The sequence below is a fragment of the Pseudarthrobacter sp. CCNWLW217 genome, assembly GCF_037203985.1.
Classification (GTDB): domain Bacteria; phylum Actinomycetota; class Actinomycetes; order Actinomycetales; family Micrococcaceae; genus Arthrobacter.
Window position 1 is genome coordinate 164,389 of record NZ_JBBCBT010000009.1, and the last position, 24,388, is coordinate 188,776.

A 24,388-nucleotide genomic window follows, 5' to 3' on the forward strand; every position below is an offset into this window, starting at 1 on the left:
TCCGGGCATATTCCCGCCACGGGCGGGGCTCCATGACGCCCCGGTCGCCAGTGTTTCCTGCGTCACTGCGCGATCCGCACCCCGACGCTAGACTGATCGGGTTATGAATCGCACAATGTTCAAGTCCAAAATCCATCGGGCCACCGTCACGCACGCTGACCTGCACTATGTAGGTTCGGTCACCGTTGACCTGGACCTGTTGGACGCTGCCGACATCCTGCCCGGCGAGCTTGTTGCCATTGTGGACGTCACCAACGGCGCACGCCTGGAGACCTATACCATCGCCGGCGAACGCGGCTCAGGGGTCATTGGCATCAACGGGGCGGCCGCGCACCTGATGCATGAGAACGACATCGTCATCCTCATCACCTACGCCCAGATGACCACGGAAGAAGCGAAAGCCTACAACCCGAAGGTTGTCCATGTGGATCAGGACAACCAGATTGTCCAAATCGGAAACGACCCCGCCGAGGGCCACACCCCGGGACTGATGCGCCCCCCTTTCGCCCTCAATAACGCTGTCCTGTAACCAGGAGCGTGAGATTTAGCCCGGACTGGCGCTGCGCCTTAGGAGTCAATCCTTGTTAGGCGTACTCGCGGGCAGGAAGTGTTCGCGGCGCCCCTGCTGATCTTCCAGCTGGCCATCTTCACGCCGCTGGGATTCGTGGTGATGATCCTGAGGAATCCGACGATTGTGGGTTTCCGGGGCTGGGCCTGCTGGTGGCGGCTGACAACGGTGGTGGCCGTGCCTGCCATGATCGGCGTAGCGCTGCTGCTGGCCTGACCCGAACCTGAGGAGGAACAGATGGGAAGAATCCTGGATACCGTGGTGATCGGCGGAGGAGCCATGGGCTCGGCCGCCGCCTGGGCGTTGGCCCGCCGCGGCCGGCAGGTCACGCTGCTGGAACAGTTCGGGCCTGGTCACCGCATCGGCGCTTCGCACGGCACCACGCGCAACCTGAACCCCGGCTACTACCGGCCGGACTATGTGGCCATGCTCGCTGAAGGCCTGGCGCTTTGGGACGAGCTGGAGCAGGAAACCGGCGAAAAACTCCTCACCCGCACAGGCATCGTCAACCACGGCCCTGATCCTCTGCTCCCCCAAGTGCAGGCAGCACTCACCCAGGCGGGTATCCACGCCGAGTTCCTCAGTCCCGAGGAGGCGGCCGGACGGTGGCGCGGCATCCGGTTCGACCAGCAGGTCCTCTACATGCCCGACGGCGGCCAGCTGAACCCGGAGGCAGCGCTCCCCGCCTTCCAGCGGCTCGCCGCTGCCCGCGGAGCTGACATCCGGCACCACACCAAGGTGGTCGGGCTGGAAATCATGGACGACGGCGTCCGGCTCACCTTGGAGTCCGGCCCCGGCTCGTCAGGAGGCATCGAAGTGGTGACCGCTGCCCAAGCCGTGGTGACGGCGGGAGGCTGGACGGAGAAGCTCCTGGCCGGAGCCGCCGGAAGCGGAAAGCTGCGGATGCCCCGGCTCAGGGTCACGCAGGAACAGCCGGCGCATTTCCGCGTAGCCGATGAGGGCGCGGTGTGGCCCGGGTTCAACCACGTGCCCGGAAGCGGCCCGGCCTACAAACAGTGGTATTCGCCCGTCTACGGAATGCAGACGCCAGGCGAGGGCATCAAGGCGGGCTGGCACGGTGTTGGCCCGGAGGTGGATCCGGACCGGCGGAATTTCCTGCCCGAACCCGTCCAGCTCGCGGCCCTGCAGGACTACGCCCGGACCTGGCTGCCCGGCGTGGACGCCGATTCCCTCGAAGCCATCAGCTGCACGTACACCACCACCCCGGATGAGGACTTCGTCCTTGACCGGATCGGGCCCGTAGTCATCGGCGCCGGCTTCTCCGGGCACGGCTTCAAGTTCACGCCCGTAGTGGGGCGGATCCTCGCGGACCTGGCTACGGGCACGCGGCCTGCGCCAAAGATCTTTTCCGCAGCCCGCTAGCTGCGCGCCTCCTAGCCCCGCGCCGGCCCCACGGAACGGAGGTGCTACGGAACCCGGGCGCCTGCCTGATGCTGGTCCAGCAGCCGGGCGCAGCGGATGAAGCCCAGGTGCGAGTAAGCCTGCGGGTGGTTTCCGAGGTGGGTCTCCGTACCGGGATCGTACTCTTCCGGCAGCAATCCGGTGGGCCCAAACAGGTTCACCAGCTGGTCGAAAAGGTCCCAGGCCTCCTCGATCCTGCCCACAGCAACGTAAGCCTCGATGAGCCAGGTAGTGCAGATGTGGAACCCGCCCTCCAAACCCGGCAGGCCGTCGTCGTACCTGTACCGGAAGACGGTGGGCCCGACGCGGAGTTCGCGTTCCACCGCCGTGACGGTGTCCAGGAAGCGCTGGTCCCTGACGTCCAGCATGCCGGAGAGCCCGATGTGCAGGACGGCAGCATCGAGGTCAGGGCTGTCGTAGGCCACAGTGTAGGACTTTGCGGAGTCGTCCCAGCCCTCGCGCAGGACCTCCTCACGGATGGTTTGCGCCGTGGGCTCCCACGACGGTTCCGGTGCCCTGCCGTGCCGCGCGGCCGTGCGGAGCGCCCGGTCCAGCGCCACCCAGCACATCACTTTCGTGTAGACGTGGTGGCGCGGCGGCCTGCGGGCTTCCCAGATGCCGTGGTCAGGCTCATGCCAACGGGCCAGCACGGCGGCGGCCATCTGCACCATCAGTTCCCAGTGCTCGTCCCGGAGCACCCCGGTGCGTTCGCTGAGTGCGTGAATGAGCTCCGCAATGGGGCCAAAAACATCCAGTTGGACCTGGTGGTCTGCGGCATTTCCGATCCGGACAGGGCGGGACCCTGCGTACCCGGGAAGGCTGTCAATGACGGCCTCCGTGGAAAGCGGCGCCCCCGTGACGGAGTACAGCGGATGCAGCCATTCCGGGCCGGGCGCATGTTCGAGGATCCGGCCAAGCCAGCTGAGGAATCCTTCCGCCTCCGCCGTGGAGCCAAGGTCCACGAGTGCGTTCACCGTCATTGACCCGTCCCGCAGCCAGCAGTACCGGTAGTCCCAGTTCCTCGTCCCACCGATCCCTTCGGGCAGGGAAGTGGTGGGCGCGGCCAGCACGGCGCCGGTGGGCTCGTGTACCAGTGCGCGGAGCACCAATGCTGAGCGACGGACCAGCGACGGCTTCACTGAAGGCAGCTCCAGGTCCTGCACCCACTGGCGGGAGTGGAGCGCCACCCAGGCACGCCGGTCGTTCTCCCCGCCTGGGTGCTCCGCCGCAGGCTCGGTGTCCCCGCAGCGCAGGTTGAGGACCACGGGCCCGTCCTGCAGGTTGACCGTCGCAGTGGCGGTGCCGTGACGGCCGTCCGAGGTGACCGTGAAGCTGACGCCGGGGGCAAAAAGGAAAATCGGATCCGACGTGCCCACGACGTGCAGCTCATCGCCGCGGATCTCCATGCTGAACGGCGCGTTGGCGTAGTCCGGCCGCGGTGCGAACACGATCTTGGCCGCCCCGGTTCCGGACAGCACGCGGACCAGGCTGGTAATGCCTTCCGGCGCCGGTTCCAGGTAGTCCGTCACGGTGACGTCGGCCCACCGGGTTTCGACGATCATGGTGCTGTCCACGTAGCGCTGCCCCAGCACCTGCGATGTTTTCAGCGGTTCCACGGAGAAGTGGCCGGCGGCGTCCCCGCCCAGGATGTGGGCGAACAGCGACCCTGAATCCGGCAGCGGGTGGCTCATCCAGCAGATCTTTGCATCCGGGGTGAGCAAAGCGGTGGAGGCTCCGTTGCCGATCATTGAGTGCCGCTCGAGTCCCACGGCGTCCTCGCCGAAGAGCCAGGCACGGCGGAGTTCGAAGAGGATGGCCAGCACCCGGGCGAAGGACTCAGGATCCCGCAGCCGGTGCGCCGCGCGGGTCTCCCCGGGGCCAACACGCAAGCCCATGTCCGGGCCTCGGAGCGTGGCAATCGCCAGCTCATCGCTGTACGCGTCCCCTGCGTACAACGCTGCGCTGGCTCCCAGCCGGGACCTGAGGGTTTCCAGGGCTTCGGCCTTGGAGGGTTCCACTATCGAGAGGTCCAGCACTGAGCCGTCGATGATGAAGAACATCCCGTGAGCCCTGGCGATCTCCCGCGCCGTCTCCGTCACAGTCTTCACGACGTCCGGCGCGGCGGGCCGGGTGTGCACGGAGACCGCCACGGGCTTCCGTTCGATCCAAATGCCTTTCTGGAAGCCCACGGCCTCGGACAAGGAGACGCTGACCTTCTGAAGGGTGGCTTCGGTGGCAAGGCTCTGGACGTGGGCGAACCCCATGTCAGTCTCTGCACCATGTGAGCCGATCAGGTGCACTTCCGCGGGCAGCCGGGACACTGCGGCGAGGTCGCGGAGCGAACGGCCGGAGATGACGGCGGCGTGGGTGTTGGGCAGCGCGGCCAGGGCGCGGAGTGCGATGGCGGCGCTCCCCAGCGGCAGCGTCTCAGTGGAAATGCCCTCGGCGTCGCACAGCGTTCCGCCGTAGTTGCAGGCCACCAGAAGCCCGGGGACCCGGGCCAGGACCTTGAGTTCGGCCAGCAGGCTGGGAGTGAAGCCTTCGTCCGCCCCGTCCGACTGGACGAACGCCCGGAGCAGGCCCAGCGGAAGTGACCTGGTCAGCAGCGCAGAATCAGCCACACTCTGGTTTAGCGGAGTAGGCATGAGGAAACCCTTCGAGCGGAACCCGGCCCGGAAAAGCAGCCGCTGGATTACCTTGCGGACTTCCGGGTGGTGCCCCTCCCCGGAAGTCCAGATGGAATTCCAGAGGGGGCAGTTTTATTCTCCGCCCGTGCCGTTTCGCCCGAAAGTCCCTCTGGTTGCAAGTGTGTAAACGTCACGCAAGTGGGTAAAGGATCGGCGTCACGCCCGGCAGCCTTTTAGAGCCCGACGGCGGGGCGGCTAGACCCGTGCCAGGCCGGCGGCCTGAGCCAGCAGCTCCACAGAGCGGATCCGGGCCTCGGTCCCGGTGCTCTGGTGCGCGACGATCAGTTCATCGGCGTCGGCGTGCTTACCGAACTCATCCAGGTATTCGATCACCGCATCCGGGGTGCCGACGGCGGAGTACGTCATCATTTGGGACACATGCTGGCCCTGCGGTGAGTCCAGGATCATGTCAGCTTCGTCGTCCGTGAACTCGCGTCCACCGCCGAAGAACAGGGACACGCGGGCACGCTTGGTGGCCTGCAGCATTGCCTGCGCATCCGCGGCGGATTCCGCAGCGATGACGTTCACGCCGGCGATCACGTGAGGTGCGTCAAGCTGGGCTGAGGGCTTGAATTCACGGCGGTAAACGGCAACGGCGTCCTGCAGGGCGTTGGGCGCGAAGTGCGAGGCGAAAGCGTACGGGAGGCCCAGTTGGGCGGCCAGCCGAGCGCCGAACAGCGAGGAGCCGAGGATGTACAGCGGCACATTCGTCCCCTTGCCCGGGGTGGCCTCCACGCCCTGGATCCGGGTGGGGCCTGTGAGGTAGCCCTGCAGTTCCAGGACGTCCTGCGGGAAGCTGTCGGCGGACATCGGGTCCCGGCGCAGTGCGCGCATGGTGTTCTGGTCGCTGCCGGGGGCTCGGCCCAGACCAAGGTCGATCCGGCCGGGGTGCAAGGTCTCCAGGGTGCCGAACTGCTCGGCGATGGTCAGCGGCGAGTGGTTGGGCAGCATGATGCCGCCGGCGCCCAGCCTGATCGTCTGGGTATGCGCGGCCACGTGGGCGATCAGCACGCTCGTAGCTGAAGAGGCGATGGAGGACATGTTGTGGTGCTCGGCGTACCAGATCCGCCGGTAGCCCAGTTCTTCTGCGCGCTGGGCGATGGCCACGCTGCCCGCGAAACTCTCCGCCGCGCTCTGGCCCCTTCCGATGGTTGCCAGGTCAAGAATGGAGAGGGGAAGAGTCACGTCGGTGCCGGCCTTTCAATGCGTTGCGTAGGGTGGGCCGGCCGGGTTGCGGCGGGCACACTGTGGACAACGACGGCGGCGCCTGCGTTATTTCTGCTAGCTGCGGTGGGGTGGCCCACACCGTTATGCGGGGCGGCTCAGGAGCACGCCGACCAGGGGCATACAGCAGGGCCCGGCCTCGCGGCCGGGCCCTGCTGTTGGCTGGTTCCTACTTCAGCTTGAAGTTGGCACTCATGGTGCTGCCGTCGGACGCCTTCATCGTGAGCCGGTAGCAAGTGCCGGCGCCCGTCGGAGTCTTCCAGTTGTAGATGAACTGGCCCGCCGTTGCATCGTAACGGAGTGACGTATTGCCGGTTGCAGTCGTTTCAATTTCGTCAGTAGGGACAACCGGGGAGCACGAGATCTTCGCCATCGAGAACGACATCTGGCTTGGATCGGTGAGCTCAGTTGCGCCGGCGAACACTTCGAACTTGGCCGGTACGGTGCTGCCGCCCTTGACTGTGTTCAACACGCCGTTCATGTCGATGGGCTGGTAGAAGCCCTTCAGGGTCCAGGCCTTGACCTCGTAGTCATCGGTGATCGTGGTGGTGTTGCCTGCGTTGTCAGTGGCGGTGGCAGTCAAGGTGTGCGTGCCTACTGTGGTTTCGTAGCCGCTGACTGTGCAGCTTCCGGCAAGCCCGGAAAGGCTGTCGGATGCGACGCAGCCCGGGGCTGCCGGAGTGGAACCGTAGTAGCTGTCGGCCAGCAGCGAGCTGAAATTCACCGTCGGAGCTGTCTTGTCGATCTTGAAGCTGGCTGTTGCCACGCCAGCCTCCCGAACGTTGCCGGCGAGGTCTTCGAACGCAGGGCTTGCCACCTCGACGGCTTCGCCCTCACCGGAGGACGTTACCTTCTTGGTTGCCTCCAACGGCCCGGACACCGTATCGGTTGCCGTGAACGTCGCTTCGACGTCGTTCTTGTACCAACCGTTGGAGTTGGGCGCGGGAGCGGCTCCGGTGTAGGAAACCTCCGGTGCCGTCTTGTCGATCTTGAACGACTGGCTCGCGGCGCCGGCGGCGGTGGTGTTGCCCGCTACGTCCGCGAATTCAGGGCTCTGGACGGCTACGGCTGATCCTTCGCCGCTGGAGGTCACCGGCTGGGAGGCCGAGGTCGGGCCGGATGTTGCATCCGTAGCGGTGAACCGGGCGACGACGTCCGAGACATACCAGTCGTTGTTGCCCAGGGTGCCTGTGGCGTCGGCGTAGCTGACGGTGGGGGCGGTCCCATCCCGCTTGAGGGACACGGTGGCCGGACCGGCGCTGCCGCCACCGCTGGTGGCTGAGCAGGAGTAGTCGTTGGGCAGTTGGTCGGTGGAGACCAGAGTGTCATCGCAGCCGACGAGCTGAAGCGTGCTGGGTGAATCCGGCTCGGTGACGGTCCAGGTCAGCTGGACAGAGTTCCTGTACCAGCCCGCCAGCCCGTCCGCCGCGGCGGGGCTGAGGGTGTAGCTGATCACCGGGGCCGTGGCATCGACGATGCTGTAGGTCACGGAACTTGTGGCCGTCAGGCCGCCACCGTCGGTGTAGCTGCAGCTGGCCGTCTGGGACCCGATCCCGGTGGCAGCGTCATCGCCGGTGATGGCGCTGGGGATTGCGGGGAAGGAGCTGTTGCCGTCTTCGGTATCCGTCACGTGACAGACCCCAGCGGGAACAGTCCCCTTCGCATAAGAGGCGCCCGGGGTAACCCCGCTGATCGACAGGACAGGTGCTGTGTTGGCCGGAGGGGCCACCTCTACTCGGAACGGAACAGCAACGAGGTTAAAGGTGCCCCCCGAGGTGTTGGAGGCGACAGTCGCGGTCACTGTGGCTGAACCTACCGCAACGGGCTGCACACGTACCGTCGGCGTATCGCTGCAGGCTGTGAAAGACACTTGCGGCGTAGCGATGGTCGCCACTGCAGTATTGCTCGAAACGATATTTAGGGTGAGAACGGTCGATCCTGTGAGGTTACAGCCGTTCTTTCCGTCACCGTTCGTGGGGGTTAGGGCCAGCAGCGTGGTTCCGTTGGCCCCGCCAACGTTGAGGGGCATAACCTCCGCAACTGAATCAACGGTCGTATCAAGGGTGTTGTTGATCGTGTCCGCATAAACCACCCCCGCACTCGCGAGAAGAAGGCTTCCGGCCGCTAGGGTGGCCGCAGCCCTGACCCCGGCGCGGCGGAGCAAAATCTTGCCAGGCCCCGTGTCCTGGATTACTTCTGAATACTTCATGATGGCCTCCCTCATCCGCGGTGCAGCCGTTCCGATCGCACCGTAGTCCCACCGTAGGGATCACCCCCCGGCGAGCACACGCGTAATCCACACCCGTCTTTCGGGGACGAGTACTCGTTTTCCCGGACCCGTTTTTGCGCGCTACTTGGTTTGCCCGGGCGACGCCGCCAAAACACATGCTGTGAGTACTCCGAATGCCCCTGAATATGACCGCACCGTACGCCCGATTAACTGCAGTTACGCCCTGTATCTCCGGGTTTCGGAAGCTTTGATTCCCTCGCGGGGACTGCCGGATAGTTGCAGCCAAGAACAACGATCCGTTCAGCAATCAAGCAATTTTCTAGGGGCAAACATGGCAACACTCAAGGCAAGGCAGGCTGCCGGTGCAGCAGTTGCAATCACCACACTTCTGGCGCTGGCCGCCTGCTCGGACCCGGGCGCAACGGCGGCGTCAGCACCGTCGTCGGGCTCTACGGTGACCGCGGCCGGCAAGACGTTCAACCTGGCCCCGGAGCAAAACCGCGTCAAAGTGAGCGCGGACGCCGAAGCCGCCGCGCTGGTGCCCGACGCCATCAAGGCAGACGGCAAACTCACCGTCGTGACCACCGGCGGCACAGCCCCACTAAGCCTGTTCGCAACGGACAACAAGACGCTCATCGGCAGCGAGGTGGACATCGCCTACGCGGTCGGCGAGACTTTGGGCCTGACCGTCGAGGTACTTCCGGTGGCGTGGGCCGACTGGCCCCTTGGCGTTGAATCCGGCAAGTACGAGGCAGTCCTCTCCAACGTCACCGTCACGGAGGCGCGCAAGGAAAAGTTCGACTTCGCCACCTACCGCAACGACCTGCTCGGCTTCTACGCCAAGACTGACTCGTCCATCGGCGACATCAAGGAAGCCAAAGACGTTGCCGGCAAGCGCATCATCGTCGGCTCAGGCACCAACCAGGAGGCAATCCTGGTGCGCTGGGACGAAGAGAACAAGGCCAAGGGCCTCGCGCCGGTCGAGTTCCAGTATTACGACGACGACTCGGCCTCCACGCTGGCGCTGCAGTCCGGGCGCGCGGACCTGACGTTCGGCCCGAATGCCGCAGCTGCCTACAAGGCGGCCAAGGACGGCAAGACCAAAGAGGTGGGCACGCTCAACGGCGGCTGGCCGCTGACAGCCGAAATCGCTTTCACCACCCAGAAGGGCAACGGCCTCGCCGTCGCCGCCCAGGCAGCCCTGAACCAACTGATCGAAGACGGCAGCTACGCCGAAATCCTGGACCGCTGGGGCCTGTCATCAGAGGCCATCCAGAAGTCCGAACTGAACCCGGCGGGCCTTCCCAAGAAGTAGGCCCGCCGACGAAGAATCCCCGCCTTGCTCCAGCGAGGCGGGGATTCTGCTGCTCATGTTACGTGCGGCCGCCGGGGAAGCAGCCGTCCAGGTGCTTCATGGCCATCAAAGTGCACTCCTGGCGGGTTTGGCAATAGTCTGGCCAGATGGGGACAAAGACCGCGGCCCTGAGGTCTTCTTTGACACGGCCGGTTTCGGCGAAGGCCACGACCTCGGCTTCTTCGGCGTTTTCCTTGTCGGCGGCACATCCGTCACCGGGCAAAGACCTGCAGGCTTCACCCGCTCAGGACCAGATGGCGGACTCCAAAGTCACTTAGGGCCGCTGCTCCTCCTCGGCTGCATGCTGGCAGTTCCCAGAGTCGTACTAACCCCAACTTCCGAATTCGCGTCGTATCCCCCACTCCGGGTGCGGAGACTAGATTGGGGTATGTAGCACGCGGTGCTCACGCCCGAGCTCAACATAACGGGCGGCATTCTCCTGGACCCCTGCGAACTCCTCGGCAGTGAGCGCGCGCCGTACTTTCGCGGGGACGCCTGCAACCAGCGATCGCGGGGGAATCACGGTTCCCTCTAGAACGACGGCGCCGGCGGCGACAAGCGATCCAGCGCCGACGATGGCTCCGTTGAGTACGATTGCTCCCATCCCGATGAGGCAGTCATCTTCGACGGTGCAGCCGTGTACGACTGCACCGTGTCCGATACTCACGCCCGCGCCGATAGCGGCGGGAAAACCCGGATCAGCGTGAAGCACGACATTATCCTGAAGGTTACTGCCCGTGCCAACCCATATTGGAGCGGTGTCTGCACGCACCACCACTCCGTAAAATGCACTGGAATCCGCAGCGAAATGGGCGTCCCCAATTATGGATGCGGTGGGCGCGACAAAAACACTTCCGTGGAGCTCGGGGCTTTTTCCGTCATAACCGTGAATATTTGTCATGGCAAGCTGTCCTTTGCGTTCGTGCCAGGCAATGTAGAAGATGGCATAAAGGGCTGACATTGTTCAAGCAAACCGCTCCGCTATTGGGAGGTCACCCAATGGCGGAGCGGTTCTTGAGCTCTAGGTGTGCTGTACCGTCAGCCAGACCACGGTCATTTTTCTGTATAGCCGTCCGGCATTGAGATTCTTCCGTTAATCCTGGTGGGCACAAGGCAAGATCCATCACGTAGCTCGGCGGGAAGCGCCGACACCGGCGCATTTTGCCAAGTCATAGGCCTTAGAAAACGCCGAATGGCTGTGGCTCCCACGGAAGTGTGGACTGAGTTCGTTGCAGGCCAAGGACCGCCGTGGGTTTGCGCCCAACTAACGGCAACTCCAGTGGGGTAACCGTTGTAAACCATGCGGCCAACCTTGGACAGGCCCACCTTGGTCAGTTGCTCAGTGAAATCAGCTTCGTTTTCCCCGATGTGAATCGTCAGGGTCAGGGAGTCCTCGACGAGCTCGAGGGCCTGAAGCAGCTCGGCGTGGTCTGTGTATCGCACCACCAGGGAAGCCGGGCCGAAGCATTCTTCTGCCGTATCCTTCCTTAGGTCCTTCGCGCTGATGCTGTAGAGCGCGGGGGCTACCCGAAAACCACCCTCCGAGGGATCAGGACCGGCTACCAACCGTGTGACTCCGGAGACTGCGCCGAGCGTGCTGAGAATCTCTCCGTAACTGTCAAAGATCCGCTGGTTGAGGAGCGGGGAAACGGGCGCCGCGGCGAGCTTCTCTGCGAACACAGCCACAAGCCGGTCACCTTCAGCTCCCGCGGGGACAAAAATCACTCCGGGCTTTGTGCAAAGCTGACCGGCGGCCATCGTGACGGATGCAGCCAAGCCAGCGCCAATCTCGCTGCCACGCTCCAGCGCCGCTGTCCGGGAAACGATCAACGGATTGAGACTGCTGAGCTCGCCGTAGAACGGTATCGGCCTGTCTCGCTGTGCAATGAGATCCATCAGCGCTTGACCGCCGCTCACTGAGCCCGTGAATCCAACGGCTCTCACATCTGGATGTGACACCAGAAGGGCGCCCGCCCGCTGTCCGTAAACGATGCCGAGAACACCTTCCGGTGCGCCGATCGAAGCGGCGGCCGCCGACATGACCTCAAAAGACATACGTGAGGTTTCCGGATGAGAGCTGTGAGCCTTCGCAACCACAGGTGAACCCGCCGCCAAGGCAGAGGCCGTGTCACCTCCTGCCACCGAAAAGGCGAAGGGAAAGTTGCTGGCCCCAAAGACGGCAACGGGACCGAGAGGAACCAGCATCCGGCGAAGATCCGGACGCGGGCCCATGGGAGTATCAGCGGGAAGGTCAATGACCGCCTCCAGATAGCTGCCCTCTTCGACGACGTCGGCGAAAAACCTCAACTGGAACACCGCGCGCCTGAGTTCGCCCGACAGGCGCTCAACGCCAATGCCCGTCTCCTGGTCACTGATGGTTACGAGGCTTCCGCTGTTGCTTTCGAGCCCGCCGGCCATGGCCCGCAAAAGCGCAGCCCGGCCTGATCTTCCAGCCCGGTCCAAGTACGCAACTGCTTCCATCGCACTCCCGACGACGGCCTCGACCTCTTCGGCTGTGCTCGCATCTGTCGCGGTTCCGAGAAGTTCGCCCGTGTACGGGCTGGTCCCAGCAATAGTCGTCATAGTGTGATCCTTTCTAAATCTTGCATGGCGGGGCTAATCCTTCATTCCTGTCGTGGCGATGCCGGTGACGAGCAGTCGTTGGAAGGCGATGAAGACGCCAATAACAGGCAGGAGGGACAAGAGCGACATCGCGAACAGCGAACCGAACGCGGACTCGGCGGAGGCGTCACCTATTGCACGCAGGGCAAGCGGGACGGTGAAGTTTGACGTTTGAGTCAAGTACACGAGTGGAGCGAAGAAGTCATTCCACGAGTAGATGAACGAGAATATAGCGGTTGTTGCCAGCGCCGGCTTTGAGAGCGGAAGGATCACCTGCCAGAACACACGGAAGCGTCCCGCCCCGTCGATGCGGGCCGCCTCGTCCAGATCACGCGGGACGCTGCGGAAGAATTGCGTCAGGAGAAAGATGAAAAACGCATCGGTGGCCAGGAGTTTTGGAACGATGAGCGGCCAGTACGTATTCAGCCAATCAAATTCGCGGAACATCAGATACTGAGGAATAAGGATGGCGTGATAGGGAATCATCAGAGTTCCCAGCATGATCGCGAACCAAACTTTCTTGTACGCGAAGTCCATTCGCGCGAAAGCGTAGGCCGCCAATGCACACGATACGACGTTGCCAATCACCACAGCCACTGAAACGACTAATGAGTTGATGAAGAACTGTGCGAAACCGGTTCCCGCGACACCCTCCCATCCCTTGGCATAGTTCTCCGTCGTAAAGTCCGCCCCTGGCCAAAGACCGAAGTTGTTGATCGCGGTGTCGGGGCGAAGTGACGCGCTGACCATCCAAGCAACGGGGTAGAACATCAATGCCGCAGTTGCGATCAGCATCAGGTGCATTATTAGCGGGTGGGACTTAGACCCCCGTTTTGCCGGCCCCGCGGGCTTTCGGATCATCCTCGATATGTTGCTCGTAATGGTCATTGCTAATCTCCGTAGTGAACGAGTTTGCGCGACATGGCAAATAGCCCGGCAACGGCACCTGCTATGCCCAGGATCAGAATCCAGCCAAGTGCCGAAGCATAGCCAAACTCAAAATTGACGAAGCCACGCTGGTAGAGGTACAGGGTGAAGAACAGCGTGGAATCCGCTGGTCCACCTGAACCGGCACTGATGATGTAGGCCGAGTTGAATGCCTGAAATGCGTGGATCGTGTTCATGAGGACGTTGAAGAGGATGATCGGGCTGATCATTGGCAGAGTCACCGAAATGAACTGCCGAACCCGGCCTGCCCCGTCTAGACGGGCTGCCTCATACAGACTTTCCGGAACCTGACGCAGCCCGGCAAGGAATATGACCATTGACGCGCCGAACTGCCACACATGCAGGATGATAAGTGTCGATAGGGCCGACGAAGGCGATCCAATCCAGGACGTGTCATGGTCTATGCCCAGCCAGCCGAGGGCAGAGTTTACAAGCCCATCCGAGCCGAAGACCTTCCGCCACAGAAGCGCGATGGCAACGCTGCCACCAATGAGCGATGGCAGGTAGAAGATAGCCCGGTACCCCGCAAGGAACTTGAGCCCTTTGTTCAGCGCCGATGCCAGCAGCAGGGAGAAAACCAACACAACGGGCACTGACACAGCCACGTAAGTGAGGGTGACCTGGGCTGACGCCCACATCCGCGGATCAGCGGTGAAGGCCGTGATGTAGTTCTCCAGCCCGACCCATTTCGGCCTACCGAAGGCAGAGTAGTCGGTGAACGACAGGTACAGGGACGCCAGCAGCGGTCCTGCGACGATCAGTATGAGGCCAATGAACCACGGCGAGAGGAAGAAGTAGCCTGCTAGATTGTCCCGGTGTTTGGGTCTCCGCGGCAGCGAAGTTGGAGGCGGTGCACTGCTTGCCGGCGCCGATTTCTCTTCGCCCCGAAGGTGATTAATGGACAGGCTCATTTCAGGTCGCTCTTCGACTGGGTGAAGAAGGTCGCCGCGGCGTCTGCTGCGGTTGTCTTGCCGAAGGCAACGTTCTCATAAAGACGCCTCAGTAGAGGCTGAAGAGTCTGGTATCCGGACGGGTATGTCGCGGCTGCGATGTCGCCGTCGTCCGTGATCTCTGTGAATACCTCAAGGGACTTCCGAACAGTCTCGGAAGTCTTCTGATCTTCCAGCAGGGCTTTCCGGCCCTCGGGTGAGATGACGATACTGTTGTTTGATTGGAACGCTTGGGCGCCTTCCACGTCATTAGCGAAGAAATCAATGTATTCGGCAGCTGTGGAAACATTGTCGCAACTTGTGGAGATCGAAAGTCCATTGGTGCCCGGCACATTGCCGGACTGAACGGAAGGCTCCACGCGCTGACGCAGGAAGGCCAACTCCGACGGCTTTCCCTGGGATTTCAATGTGTTCACAACTACTGCGAATTGCGCAATGTCACGGGTGGAGCTCAGGGCGATACCGCGGGCGAGCGGAGTGACCTCCAAGGCGCCGAACTGCTCGTCGAGTCGGTCAGCGGGTGTCGCAGCCCCGGCCTTGCGCAGTTCCTCCCAGAACTCGAAGTACTCAACCAACAGCTGCTGATCAAAGCCGAGCGCACCGCCGTCGAACATCTGTTTCCCGTGTCCGGCAACCCAGTTGTACAGCGTAAAGAGATTAGCGCCCTCGTTCTCGGCTGCATAAGTGCCTGCCGGCAGCTTGGCTTGGGCCTGCAGCGCCCACTTCCGATAGTCCTCGTAGGTTCCGGACTTGGCCAGGGGTTCGACGCCATAGTCCTCGCCCATCGCCGTGTTGTATGCAATCAGTCGCAGAAAGGTGCTGACGGGAATGGTGTACTGCTTGCCGTCCGCGCGGCCGGTCTCCAGGATCTCTTCGGGAATGCCGGAGATGTCGATTGCTCCGGACTTTATTAAGTCATCGAGCGGGCGAAGCACCCCGGCAGCCATGTATGTGGATGCAAAGGTGCTCTGAGTCTGGGTCACGCAGGGCAACTCTCCGGATGAGGCCTGGACCGTCAACCGCTCGATATAAGCCTGGTACTCAGAAGCGAGATGTTCGACCTTGGTACCCGGATTTTTGGCCATGAACAACTCAGAAACAGCCGCTGTATATTTCGTCCGGTCGGCATTTCCCCAAAAGCCGTACTGGATGGGCCCGGCGACCTTTCCAGTTGCCTCAGCTCCCTCGGAACTGCCACACCCGGACAGAGCAAGCGTTGCTGTTACCAGTAGGGCCGTTGTTGTACCGATTCGCCGGTATTTCCGCTGTGTCATGGGATGTCTCTCCTTGGATGAATCCTCTGCGCGTCATCACGCAAATTGTCTACTGTCTTCGGGCTATGGTCTACTGTATTCAATCTCGAGTATGATGCAACTCACATCAACATGTCCAGTCCTACGAAGCGGAGAAAGAAATGTGCCCTAACTCAATAACCCAGCAACAGCAGCCGGCCGACCGACCCGAGGGCGCCACTGGCGGTTCGCTGGCCGGTCTACGTGTTCTGGACTTCACCCAGGTCATGGCTGGGCCCTACGCATCCATGATGCTTGCCGACTTCGGCGCCGACGTTATCAAAATCGAGGATCCCAGGGCCGGCGACCAGACCCGCTCATCGTGGGGCAAGGTGGAAGAAGGGCATGACAGCCGGGCGTTTCTTGCGCTCAACCGCAACAAGCGCAGTGTTTGCATTGATCTCAAGACAACGAAGGGACTTGCTGCCGTTCGGGAGTTGATGCGCACCGCAGATGTAGTCATCCAAAACTGGCGGCCCGGTGTTGCCGCACGGCTGGGCATCGGATACGAAGATGTCCAGAGAATTAATCCCCGGATCATCTACGCGAGCATTTCGGGGTTTGGCGCGACAGGGCCATATGCCGATCGACCTGGCTACGACCTTATCGCCCAAGCGATGACTGGCGTTATGAGCATCACGGGAGAAGCGGGCGGGCCACCGGTCAAATGCGGACTGCCGATAGCAGATTTGGGCGCAGGGCTGTTTTGCCTGTCCGGCATACTTGCAGCCCTCCACTCCCGCACCCTGACAGGCGTTGGTCAGCACGTTGAGACCTCGCTCTTTGAGTCAGCCCTCGCCCTCTCGGTGTGGGAGTCAACTGAGTACTGGGCAACTGGGGAAATACCTCAGCCACTGGGCTCCGCGAACCGGATGTCCGCGCCGTACCAAGCGCTGAAGACAAGGGATGGATACGTGACAATCGGTGCAAACAACGATCGCTTCTGGCAGCAGCTCTGCCTGGTGTTGGAAGCGCCCGAGCTCGCAGCAGACCCTCGGTTCGCGACCAATAATGAACGTATGGCTAATAGGGCCCAGCTCGTAGAGCAGCTTGAAATTCGGCTGGCGGAGCGGGACACCGACGACTGGGTGGCGGTGCTGCTTGGAGCCAGTATTCCCGCGGGGCCCATCCGTAACTACCAGCAGGTCTTGGACCATGACGAACACGTTGCAGCCCGTAACATGGTGCGAACCGTGAGTCATGCAGTACAGGGTCAGGTCAAAGTACTGGGAAATCCAGTTCGGTTTTCCGAGACTCCGGCAAGCATACGGACCGCTGCACCGCTGCTTGGCGAGCACACTGACGAAGTTCTGGCAGCCACCGAGCTGACCTATTCAGTTCAAACGGACGCATGAGTGTGCACGTGAACGCGATGGAGCACGCCCGTGTGCGATTGCAGCGACTCGGTTCTCACTGGATGGTGGAAATTGACAACCAATCCCGCCGCAACGCCTTCACTTGGGACATGTACGAAGACCTCCGCCAGATCTGCATCGAGGCTCAAGCTGATCCGGACTTGCGGGTGATGGTGATTCGCGGAGCCGGTGGGCGAGCGTTTGCAGCCGGAACGGACATTAATCAGTTCACGGAATTCACTGGATTGGACGGAGTTTCCTACGAGCACACAGTTGGTGCGATCCTGAATCAGCTGCTCGACATTCGTGTACCCGTCCTCGCCTTGGTGGACGGCCCAGCTGTCGGCGCGGGACTGGCCGTGGCGGCATGCTGTGACATTGTGATCGCAACGCCGGACGCAAAGTTCGGTGCGCCAATAGCCCGGACGCTGGGGAATTGTCTGCCGCCACAGGTTATTGCCCGCCTGCAGTCCCGACTGGGGGCGTCCCGGACCATGGCGATGCTGCTCGCTTCGACGCTCATATCAGCCGAGGAAGCCCAAGCGGGCGGTCTGGTCCACCGGGTTGTCGAACGGGAAGAATCTGACGACGTTTTGCGCGAATTAACCGACCGGATCGCCGCAGGAGCGCCCCTCACCCTCGCGGGGCTGAAGGAAATCGACAGGCGCCTGAACCGCTCCCGCGCTGAAGTATTCGCAGACGACGTTCTCGAGAGTTGCTACGGGAGCGCGGACTTCGGCGAAGGGGTTCAAGCGTTTCTGGACAAGCGCCGCCCCGTTTGGCGAGGGGTCTAGCTGCATTAACTTAACCCGGTTGGTGACACGACTGATCGGTGAAGCCCAAAAATATCGCTTTATCCCACCTTTAGGAAGTGAATTGATGCACATTAGTCCGAGAATTCCCGCGCTTCTGCCCAACGACCACACCACAGCGCACCTGGTTGGTCGCGTATTTGATCCATCTGAACGCGGCCCCAGCGTCATTGCCGTGAGGGGTGACCAAGTTGTGGATCTTACCCACATCGCTCCGACGGTGTCCCACTTACTGGACCAGGATGATCTTCTCGAGATCGTTCGTTCGGGTGAACCACGGAAGAGCTGGCCGCTGGAGCAGGTCATCGAAGCGACAATGGTCGGGGACAGGTCTTCCGTCCATTTCATCGCCCCATTCGACTTGCAAGTCATAAAAGCGGCAGGCGTTACCTTCGCGAAGAGCATGGTCGAGCGAGTTATCGAGGAGCGGGCCGCCGGCGACGCAAGTAAGGCGCTGGAGATACGGGCACGGATTGACTCGGCGATCGGCGGCGCGATCAGCGGCATCCGGCCGGGCTCCCCGGAGGCGGAGAAAGTTAAGAAAGTCCTCATTGATCACGGACTCTGGTCTCAATACCTTGAGGTTGGCATCGGCCCAGACCCGGAAATCTTCACCAAAGCTCCGGTGCTATCCGCGGTGGGGGCCGGGGCGCCAATCGGAGTTCTTAGGCGTTCAACGTGGAACAATCCTGAACCGGAGGTGGTGCTGGCAGTTACGTCTACGGGAGCTGCGGTTGGCGCGACACTTGGAAATGATGTTAACCTGCGTGATTTCGAAGGCAGAAGCGCGCTCCTCCTTACTGAGGCAAAGGACAATAATGCCTCCTGTGCGATCGGACCGCTTATCCGGCTATTCGACAACACTTTCGATCTCGATACGCTCAAGCGCCTGGACGTCAGCCTTCGTATCATCGGGGACGACGGTTATGTCCTTGAAGATGTGAGTTCAATGAGTGAAATGAGCCGCGAACTCGAAGATCTCGTCAATCACGCTTATGGCCCGCATCATCGCTACCCGGATGGCTTTGCGCTGTTCACGGGAACCCTGTTCGCGCCAACACAGGACCGAGATGAAGCAGGGATGGGTTTCACGCACAAACTGGGGGACGTGGTCAGCATCTCCACCCCTCTGCTTGGCACCCTGGTCAACACAGTAACGACCGCAGAGGATGCTCCCGATTGGACGTTTGGCATCCGGTCGCTCATCGCAAACCTCAGCGAACGTGGTCTGCTCAGCACACATCAGGACGCTGCGCTATGAGCGCCGCAATTGTCGTTACCGACCAGGCCTTTGGAAACGTGGACAGGGAGCGCGAACTGGCCGAACGCCTGGGCGCCCACTTCTCGTCGCACCAGTGCCGCACTGAAGACGAGACCATTGAAGTGGTGGCAGATGCCGCCGTGGTACTCGTAAATTTTGCACCCATCACCAGACGGGTGCTCGATTCGATGAAACCGGACTCGGTCATTATTCGATACGGCATTGGCTATGACAACGTCGACGTCGCTGCGGCGGCGGAACGTGGAATCCGGGTCTGCAATGTTCCGGATTACGGTGCTGATACTGTCGCAGACCACACGGTGGCGAGCCTGCTGACGCTCTTGCGCAAGATCAACCTCCTCGATCGTGCGGTGCGCGAACGCGGCTGGCTGCAGCCCGGAGAATTGGGGCCGCTGCCGGGTTTCGCCGATACGACAGTCGGCCTGGTCGGGACGGGAAGGATTGGCCGGGCGGTCGCGGCAAGGCTGCAGCCGTTCGGTTTTAAGGTCATCGCGTACGATCCTTTTGTCGCCCGCTCGAGTTTGGCCGAACTCAATATTCGTTCAGTGGACTTGGACGAACTCCTGGCATCAGCCCACGCCGTGTCCCTCCACGCACCGCTAACTGAAGAAAACCATCACCTCATCGGAAAAAAGGCACTGCGTCAAATGCGTCCAGGAGCCGTACTGGTCAATACCTCGCGTGGTGGCCTGGTTGACCCGGACGCCCTCGTAGAATCCCTGCGCGATGGACATATCGGCGGGGCGGCGCTGGATGTTTTCGAGATGGAGCCACTTCCGGTTGGTTCGGAACTGCGCGCTTTCCAAAACGTTCTCCTCACCCCGCACGCCGCCTTTTTCTCGGATGCGTCGCTGGCCAACCTTCAGCGTTTAGCCACGGAGGAAGCAGAGCGTGCCTGGGCAGGGCGGCCGCTCCGGTGCATGGTCGCGTGACGCCGTCCTTGAGGGCTCACAGTGAGTAACCAGATGTGATGCGGTCCTGAGGCCTGCACTGGACGATAAGTTCCAGGTAAGTAGTCGTGCGGGTTACGCAGCCGCGGGCCTCGTGGGTGAACCTGGTTGGACCCACGAGGCCGGCTCCAACGGCATCAAGTTTAGGCGCTGATACTGAACCGTACCGGGCTTGAGGCAGCGATGATGCCCGCGGACTTACGGGTCCTAGAGAAATCGAGACGTCGACCACCCGGACTCTCGCGGACACTGTCATCGTCCACTCGCTGAAGGAGACGGAGGAGAACCTGGAGTCCCTGTACGGACGGCCGGAAATGACCGCCTGCCTGCGCCGGGAGGCCACGGCGTGGCCAGTACCCGTGGAACCGGCTGATACGGGACGAAGCCATGTATGGCCTCGTCCCGGCCCCTGAAGCCGGGGCAGGGCAGAAGGACCCGCAGCGGGCTCCGGATCTGTTGAACAGGAATTTCACCGCGGGCTCGCCGAACACCGGGTGGGTCACCGACTTCACGTATGTTAGAACGTGGTCCGGGTTGGTGTATGTGGCCTTCGCTATCGACGTCTTCCCGGGCGAGCGTGGGATGGCAGGCACCCGACATCAAAGATACGGATAGTGTGCCCACCACCTCGAAGATGGCGCTCTGGAACCCGGACCAGGCCGGAACTCCGGTGCGAGCGGTGCTCGCCAGGATCGGAGGATTCGGTGGCCTGGCCCGGATCGGCGTCGAGGGCACCCGAATCCTACGGCGCCGTCGAATCCCTGGGCGTCACCAGCACCACGCGGTCCGGGAGCGCCGCAGTGCCCTGCAGCTGGCCCGCAGCAATTGTTCATGGTTGGCCCTTGCGCCGCCGCCGAAAGATTCAGCGTCCCTGTCCCGACCGCAGTGCGCTGGTCCGCCGCTGTCAGGAGCTGGGTGAAGTCGGCCTGGACGACCGCACGAGCCCGCCGCCCCTGACCTGCCTACACCGGACCCGGGTGCGCACGGAACGGCACGTCCTGGGACTTCGCACGAACCGGCGCTGGGGTCCGGCACGGATCGCTTACCACCTGCCCTTCCACGGGCGGGTGCAGGGCGAAGCTAACTCCCAGGCCCGGGACCTCGCCGAAGGCCGGCGGAAGGCCGGCCCATGGACCGGGGCTGCACATTCCTGCACCACGCGGTAGATCACCATTCCCGGTTCGTGTACTCAGAGATCCTGCCAGACGAAACCAAGGAAACCGCGTCGGCCTTCATGACTGTGGCTCAGAGGCCGAACGGCAATGGTGCTACCAGGACTCCAACGAGTACGACTCCGCCTTCACCGGGCGCTGTGGTAAGCCAGTTAGGGGGCCGTCTTGGGGACTTCTTCAGCTGGAAGGGTGAAACTTCTCTCGCCATGAACGGCGAGCTCGGCCAGAACAGCCTGCGGGTCGCCTTTCTCAATCAGCTCCAGCAGGTAGCGGTGTCTGGCTACATGCTGTTGCAGATCTTCATAGTGGTGCTCGCGGACACGCAAATTCCGCGCCATGCAAAGCATCACCTGCTGTTGGACCGAGGCATACATATTGTTGAGCCGTCGATGGCCCGCAAGCGCGACAATGGAGGCGTGGAATGCGTACCCGTCGCGAACCAGCTGAGCACGATCCTCCCTGGCGGCGCTCGACTCCATGGCTTCCAGCGCTTCCCAGCACGAGCGCAGCCTTGACTTGTCTTCGACGGGCATGGCGAGGTCAATTGCCATGTGTTCCAGGCCTGAACGCAGCGTGAGAATCTCATGGACATCGTCTTCATCCAAAGCGGCCACCGTCGAACCACGGCGGGGCAGCGTCACAATGAGACCTTCCTGCTGCAAGAGGCGCATCCCCTCGCGGAGCGGAGGCCGACTGATACCCAATAGTTCGGTCAACCGTTCCTCGACGAGCCTCTGGCCCGGGGCAAACTCGCCCGACAAGATTTTCGATCGGATCGCTTCGACTGCCAGATCGGTCAGGCTGCGCGAACTTAGCCGAGAGCCATTGGGCTGCTGCTCTTCTTTTATGCCTACCGGCCGAGATGTCGCCATCTGCACTCCTTTGTTGTACTCCGTCGTCTTCGTACCAATACTGACTGGTATTCCCGCAGCCAGGCCTCCGACTTGCGGAACCTTGTTTCTTGTCTACAATAGTCAATATCGTACCAGTGATGTACGCCACACCCATATATACCTAGGAGAAGAATCCTTATGCAGGTCGCTGAGCTCAATAAATTGTTCGAGGGATTGCGCGTTGCGGACGTCCGAGACGGAATGGATTGGGCAGGACTTCATTCCATCGGGTCCGTACCTTCAGCCATTGCGCCGCTGTTTGAGGGTGCGCGGGCAATCGGAGTTGCGCGCACCATCAAAATGCGACCGACGGAAAAAACCGTGCCCGCGCTGACCCCGGAGGAATACACGGAATGGGCGTACGAATTTTGGTACAAGACACTGTACAAGGTTCCATTGCGCGATGAACTCCAAGAGGGCGAAATTGTCGTGATCGAATCAGCGGGCATACCGGATGTCGGGGAAGTCGGATCGAACAACTCGTTGGAGTGGCACGCAGCCGGAGCAACCGGTGTGATCACTTCCGGCGGCGTACGGGACATTGACGAGTGCCGGATGCAAGCCGTGCCAATCTTTAATCGGTACCGCTCCCAGAAGATGGTTCAGGGCAGGGCTGAATACGAAAGCACGCAGGTCCCAGTAAACATCTGTGGAGTCTCCGTGCGGCCAGGCGACGTTGTGGTGGCCGACGGCGATGGCGTCGTTGTGGTTCCAGTCGAGCATGCCGAGGTCGTTGCCAAGTATGCGCGCCAGGAACTGGATTTCGACAAGCTGGGACGCCGAGGTTTCTACGAGAAGCTTGGGCGCGACCTCGACGAGTCTGTGCGCTGAGGTCATGGAGGCCGTGGATCGCAAGGACCTTATTGGCTTTATAGGTTTAGGCAACCTCGGTCAAAGCATGGCCCTTCGGTTGTTGGCCACCGGATGGTCTGTGGCTGTTGCGGATCAGAATTCAGGCAGAGTAGACGCATGCATCCAGCACGGTGCCATCGAACCCGACCCTGAAAGGGGATTGGCCGATTGCAGTGTGGTGGGAATTGCCGTGCCTGATGACGAGGCTGTTACCTCCTTGTGTTTGGGGGAAGGTGGTCTTTTCAACGTTTTGGCCAAGGAAAGTACCATCATTATTCATAGCACCGTGCTCCCCGAAACGGCCAAGAGCCTGGCATCCCAAGCAGCCAGCCATGGATTGGCTCTTCTCGACGCACCGGTGAGTGGTGGGGCTAGAGCTGCCATGGAGGGCAAGCTAACCCTGATGGTCGGAGGCGATCCTTCCGACCTGGATAAGGTCCGTCCCTTGCTGGACGATCTTGCTGGGGTGGTGCTGCACGCCGGCCCTGTTGGTGCAGGCGAAGCCACAAAACTGGCTAACCAACTCATGATGTTTGCGGCCCTCGCGGGAGTGCACGAGGCACTGGACCTGGCAGCGGCGTATGGCGTTGACGAGAAGCTAGTGCTTCAAGCGGTGGGCAGTTCCACTGGCGATTCCTGGGTAGCCCGCAATTGGGGGTTTTTTGACGAGGTGGCCGCCGCTTACAACCAGAACGAGACACCTATTAAATACCGTCCCTGGAGCAAGGATTTGTGGGACGTGGTGGCCGCGGCACGCACAGGGGATGTCAGTTTGCCGTTCGCCGGCTTGCTTGCGCAATCCCTAGCTGACCGAGTGGAAAACCACAGCACGCAACACTGATGGCGCACTTCGCTGGTCCTTCGATTCCCGCACGAGGGGAATCGAAGGACCAGCGATCGTCGCAAGATGAAAGGACAAGATATGCCGCTTACCATCGATGCCCACCATCATTTCTGGAGGACGGCCGCCCAGGAGCAGCCTTGGCGGAACTCCTCGCATTCCGCACTCGAAAGGGATTTTGAAGCCGAGGAACTTAAATCCGAGCTCGATACGGCAGGAGTGGACGCAACAATCCTGATGCAGTCCGTGGATGAGGCCGCCGAGAACGACCGCTTGAGTGCATATGCACAGAACGCGTTCGTTGCGGGCGTTGTCGCCTGGCTACCACTATCCGATGCTGATTCAGCACGCCGTGAACTTGAGCGAATCAACCCTTACAAGGTGTGTGGCGTCAGGACGCTGACCGCTAATGATCCGCTCGAATGGCTCTCCCACGAGGCAGTCATTGCGATATTCAAGGAGATGGCTGCCCGCGGTCTGGTATGGGACGTGGTGCCGGTAACCAGCGCGCAGGTCCGGGCAGTGCTGGGTCTCGCATCCGCGGTCCCGGACCTCAGAATCGTGGTGGACCACCTCGGGCGGCCTCCGTTGGACACGCAGGGCTGGCAACCGTGGGCTGGTCAGACGCAGCAGCTCGCGTCCTGCCCAAATATCGCGATGAAGGTGTCCGTGGGAATAGATGTGCTGTCGAAATTGGACAGTTGGAGCGGCAAGGACCTTATTCCCTACGTTGAGTGGGCCGGCGAGCACTTCGGGCCTTCCCGTCTCATGCTCGCCAGTAACTGGCCGGTTATCCTGCTGAAAACTACTTACCAGCAGGCTTGGGACGATCTGCTTGCCGCAGTGGGCACAGTGTTTACTTCCGGACCGGAGATCGATCGAGTCAAGGGCGGAACAGCCGAGGAATGGTATTCGCTGGGCCGTTAGGCGGGGA

General features: G+C 61.8%; 20 protein-coding genes. 11 read left to right on the forward strand and 9 right to left on the reverse strand.

The window, feature by feature from the left end:
- The first annotated feature begins 103 nt into the window (after window positions 1-103).
- The 3 genes from panD to V9L18_RS12395 all read left to right on the forward strand — a co-directional run bounded on the left by panD (window position 104) and on the right by V9L18_RS12395 (window position 1,951).
- Window positions 104-529, forward strand: a complete 426-nt coding sequence (gene panD, locus V9L18_RS12385) for an aspartate 1-decarboxylase (protein WP_337347472.1) — start codon at window positions 104-106, stop codon at window positions 527-529.
- 78 nt (window positions 530-607) lie between these two features.
- Entirely contained in the window at window positions 608-784 is a 177-nt protein-coding gene (locus V9L18_RS12390) for a hypothetical protein (protein WP_337347473.1), read from the forward strand.
- 21 nt (window positions 785-805) lie between these two features.
- Window positions 806-1,951: an FAD-dependent oxidoreductase gene (locus V9L18_RS12395; RefSeq protein WP_337347474.1), complete on the forward strand. Its 1,146-nt coding sequence runs from the start codon at window positions 806-808 to the stop codon at window positions 1,949-1,951.
- A gap of 44 nt (window positions 1,952-1,995) precedes the next feature.
- Here V9L18_RS12395 and V9L18_RS12400 read toward each other — a convergent pair whose 3' ends face one another.
- The 3 genes from V9L18_RS12400 to V9L18_RS12410 form a co-directional block, all read right to left on the reverse strand.
- Entirely contained in the window at window positions 1,996-4,635 is a 2,640-nt protein-coding gene (locus tag V9L18_RS12400; protein ID WP_337347475.1) for a trehalase-like domain-containing protein, read from the reverse strand.
- Between the two features lie 237 nt (window positions 4,636-4,872).
- Window positions 4,873-5,862 carry an LLM class flavin-dependent oxidoreductase gene (locus tag V9L18_RS12405; protein ID WP_337347476.1) on the reverse strand — a complete coding sequence of 330 codons (990 nt, stop codon included), beginning with the start codon at window positions 5,860-5,862 and terminating at the stop codon, window positions 4,873-4,875.
- A gap of 208 nt (window positions 5,863-6,070) precedes the next feature.
- A complete protein-coding gene (locus V9L18_RS12410) occupies window positions 6,071-8,110 on the reverse strand; it encodes a PxKF domain-containing protein (protein WP_337347477.1) in 2,040 nt (679 codons plus the stop codon).
- 352 nt (window positions 8,111-8,462) lie between these two features.
- Between V9L18_RS12410 and V9L18_RS12415 the strand changes: the two genes are divergently transcribed.
- A complete protein-coding gene (locus V9L18_RS12415) occupies window positions 8,463-9,446 on the forward strand; it encodes an ABC transporter substrate-binding protein (RefSeq protein WP_337347478.1) in 984 nt (327 codons plus the stop codon).
- A gap of 415 nt (window positions 9,447-9,861) precedes the next feature.
- Here the strand turns inward: V9L18_RS12415 and V9L18_RS12420 are convergent, their stop codons facing one another.
- From V9L18_RS12420 to V9L18_RS12440, 5 genes are all read right to left on the reverse strand, one after another.
- Window positions 9,862-10,386, reverse strand: a complete 525-nt coding sequence (locus tag V9L18_RS12420; protein ID WP_337347505.1) for a gamma carbonic anhydrase family protein — start codon at window positions 10,384-10,386, stop codon at window positions 9,862-9,864.
- 152 nt (window positions 10,387-10,538) lie between these two features.
- A complete protein-coding gene (locus V9L18_RS12425) occupies window positions 10,539-12,068 on the reverse strand; it encodes an aldehyde dehydrogenase (NADP(+)) (RefSeq protein WP_337347479.1) in 1,530 nt (509 codons plus the stop codon).
- 33 nt (window positions 12,069-12,101) lie between these two features.
- On the reverse strand, window positions 12,102-12,902 hold the full coding sequence (locus V9L18_RS12430) for a carbohydrate ABC transporter permease (RefSeq protein ID WP_337347480.1): 801 nt from the start codon (window positions 12,900-12,902) through the stop codon (window positions 12,102-12,104).
- A 95-nt stretch (window positions 12,903-12,997) separates the two neighbouring features.
- Window positions 12,998-13,966: a carbohydrate ABC transporter permease gene (locus tag V9L18_RS12435; RefSeq protein WP_337347481.1), complete on the reverse strand. Its 969-nt coding sequence runs from the start codon at window positions 13,964-13,966 to the stop codon at window positions 12,998-13,000.
- On the reverse strand, window positions 13,963-15,279 hold the full coding sequence (locus tag V9L18_RS12440; protein WP_337347482.1) for an ABC transporter substrate-binding protein: 1,317 nt from the start codon (window positions 15,277-15,279) through the stop codon (window positions 13,963-13,965). The genes V9L18_RS12435 and V9L18_RS12440 overlap by 4 nt, the downstream gene beginning before the upstream one ends.
- Before the next feature lie 140 nt (window positions 15,280-15,419).
- On the opposite strand from V9L18_RS12440, the gene V9L18_RS12445 reads away from it, so the two are divergent.
- The 4 genes from V9L18_RS12445 to V9L18_RS12460 are packed head-to-tail and all read left to right on the forward strand — an operon-like array spanning window position 15,420 to window position 19,678.
- Window positions 15,420-16,652, forward strand: coding sequence for a CaiB/BaiF CoA transferase family protein (locus V9L18_RS12445; protein WP_443197948.1), 1,233 nt, complete (start codon window positions 15,420-15,422; stop codon window positions 16,650-16,652).
- A gap of 17 nt (window positions 16,653-16,669) precedes the next feature.
- Complete coding sequence (locus V9L18_RS12450) at window positions 16,670-17,446, forward strand: enoyl-CoA hydratase (protein ID WP_337347507.1); 777 nt, start codon at window positions 16,670-16,672, stop codon at window positions 17,444-17,446.
- A gap of 22 nt (window positions 17,447-17,468) precedes the next feature.
- The gene (locus tag V9L18_RS12455) at window positions 17,469-18,725 is read left to right on the forward strand and encodes a fumarylacetoacetate hydrolase family protein (RefSeq protein WP_337347483.1); all 1,257 of its coding nucleotides are present in this window, start codon (window positions 17,469-17,471) and stop codon (window positions 18,723-18,725) included.
- A complete protein-coding gene (locus tag V9L18_RS12460) occupies window positions 18,722-19,678 on the forward strand; it encodes a C-terminal binding protein (protein WP_337347484.1) in 957 nt (318 codons plus the stop codon). Before V9L18_RS12455 ends, V9L18_RS12460 begins: the two co-directional genes overlap by 4 nt.
- A gap of 1,342 nt (window positions 19,679-21,020) precedes the next feature.
- Here the strand turns inward: V9L18_RS12460 and V9L18_RS12470 are convergent.
- Window positions 21,021-21,740, reverse strand: a complete 720-nt coding sequence (locus V9L18_RS12470) for a GntR family transcriptional regulator (protein ID WP_337347485.1) — start codon at window positions 21,738-21,740, stop codon at window positions 21,021-21,023.
- Window positions 21,741-21,899: 159 nt separating this feature from the next.
- Here V9L18_RS12470 and V9L18_RS12475 point away from each other — a divergent pair, with 159 nt between their 5' ends.
- The 3 genes from V9L18_RS12475 to V9L18_RS12485 all read left to right on the forward strand — a co-directional run bounded on the left by V9L18_RS12475 (window position 21,900) and on the right by V9L18_RS12485 (window position 24,381).
- Window positions 21,900-22,592, forward strand: a complete 693-nt coding sequence (locus tag V9L18_RS12475) for an RraA family protein (RefSeq protein WP_337347486.1) — start codon at window positions 21,900-21,902, stop codon at window positions 22,590-22,592.
- Between the two features lie 4 nt (window positions 22,593-22,596).
- Window positions 22,597-23,454, forward strand: coding sequence for an NAD(P)-dependent oxidoreductase (locus V9L18_RS12480; RefSeq protein ID WP_337347487.1), 858 nt, complete (start codon window positions 22,597-22,599; stop codon window positions 23,452-23,454).
- A gap of 81 nt (window positions 23,455-23,535) precedes the next feature.
- Window positions 23,536-24,381 (forward strand): amidohydrolase family protein, encoded by an 846-nt coding sequence (locus V9L18_RS12485; RefSeq protein WP_337347488.1) that lies wholly within the window; start codon window positions 23,536-23,538, stop codon window positions 24,379-24,381.
- Window positions 24,382-24,388 lie beyond the last annotated feature (7 nt).

Coding starts and splice junctions, on each gene's coding strand:
- panD (WP_337347472.1), top strand. CDS start 104: ATGAATCGCACAATGTTCAAGTCCAAAATCCATCGGGCCACCGTCACG.
- V9L18_RS12395 (WP_337347474.1), top strand. CDS start 806: ATGGGAAGAATCCTGGATACCGTGGTGATCGGCGGAGGAGCCATGGGC.
- V9L18_RS12400 (WP_337347475.1), bottom strand. CDS start 4,635: ATGCCTACTCCGCTAAACCAGAGTGTGGCTGATTCTGCGCTGCTGACC.
- V9L18_RS12410 (WP_337347477.1), bottom strand. CDS start 8,110: ATGAAGTATTCAGAAGTAATCCAGGACACGGGGCCTGGCAAGATTTTG.
- V9L18_RS12415 (WP_337347478.1), top strand. CDS start 8,463: ATGGCAACACTCAAGGCAAGGCAGGCTGCCGGTGCAGCAGTTGCAATC.
- V9L18_RS12420 (WP_337347505.1), bottom strand. CDS start 10,386: ATGACAAATATTCACGGTTATGACGGAAAAAGCCCCGAGCTCCACGGA.
- V9L18_RS12425 (WP_337347479.1), bottom strand. CDS start 12,068: ATGACGACTATTGCTGGGACCAGCCCGTACACGGGCGAACTTCTCGGA.
- V9L18_RS12430 (WP_337347480.1), bottom strand. CDS start 12,902: ATGCTGATCGCAACTGCGGCATTGATGTTCTACCCCGTTGCTTGGATG.
- V9L18_RS12435 (WP_337347481.1), bottom strand. CDS start 13,966: ATGAGCCTGTCCATTAATCACCTTCGGGGCGAAGAGAAATCGGCGCCG.
- V9L18_RS12440 (WP_337347482.1), bottom strand. CDS start 15,279: ATGACACAGCGGAAATACCGGCGAATCGGTACAACAACGGCCCTACTG.
- V9L18_RS12445 (WP_443197948.1), top strand. CDS start 15,420: ATGTGCCCTAACTCAATAACCCAGCAACAGCAGCCGGCCGACCGACCC.
- V9L18_RS12450 (WP_337347507.1), top strand. CDS start 16,670: ATGGAGCACGCCCGTGTGCGATTGCAGCGACTCGGTTCTCACTGGATG.
- V9L18_RS12460 (WP_337347484.1), top strand. CDS start 18,722: ATGAGCGCCGCAATTGTCGTTACCGACCAGGCCTTTGGAAACGTGGAC.
- V9L18_RS12470 (WP_337347485.1), bottom strand. CDS start 21,740: ATGGCGACATCTCGGCCGGTAGGCATAAAAGAAGAGCAGCAGCCCAAT.
- V9L18_RS12475 (WP_337347486.1), top strand. CDS start 21,900: ATGCAGGTCGCTGAGCTCAATAAATTGTTCGAGGGATTGCGCGTTGCG.
- V9L18_RS12480 (WP_337347487.1), top strand. CDS start 22,597: ATGGAGGCCGTGGATCGCAAGGACCTTATTGGCTTTATAGGTTTAGGC.
- V9L18_RS12485 (WP_337347488.1), top strand. CDS start 23,536: ATGCCGCTTACCATCGATGCCCACCATCATTTCTGGAGGACGGCCGCC.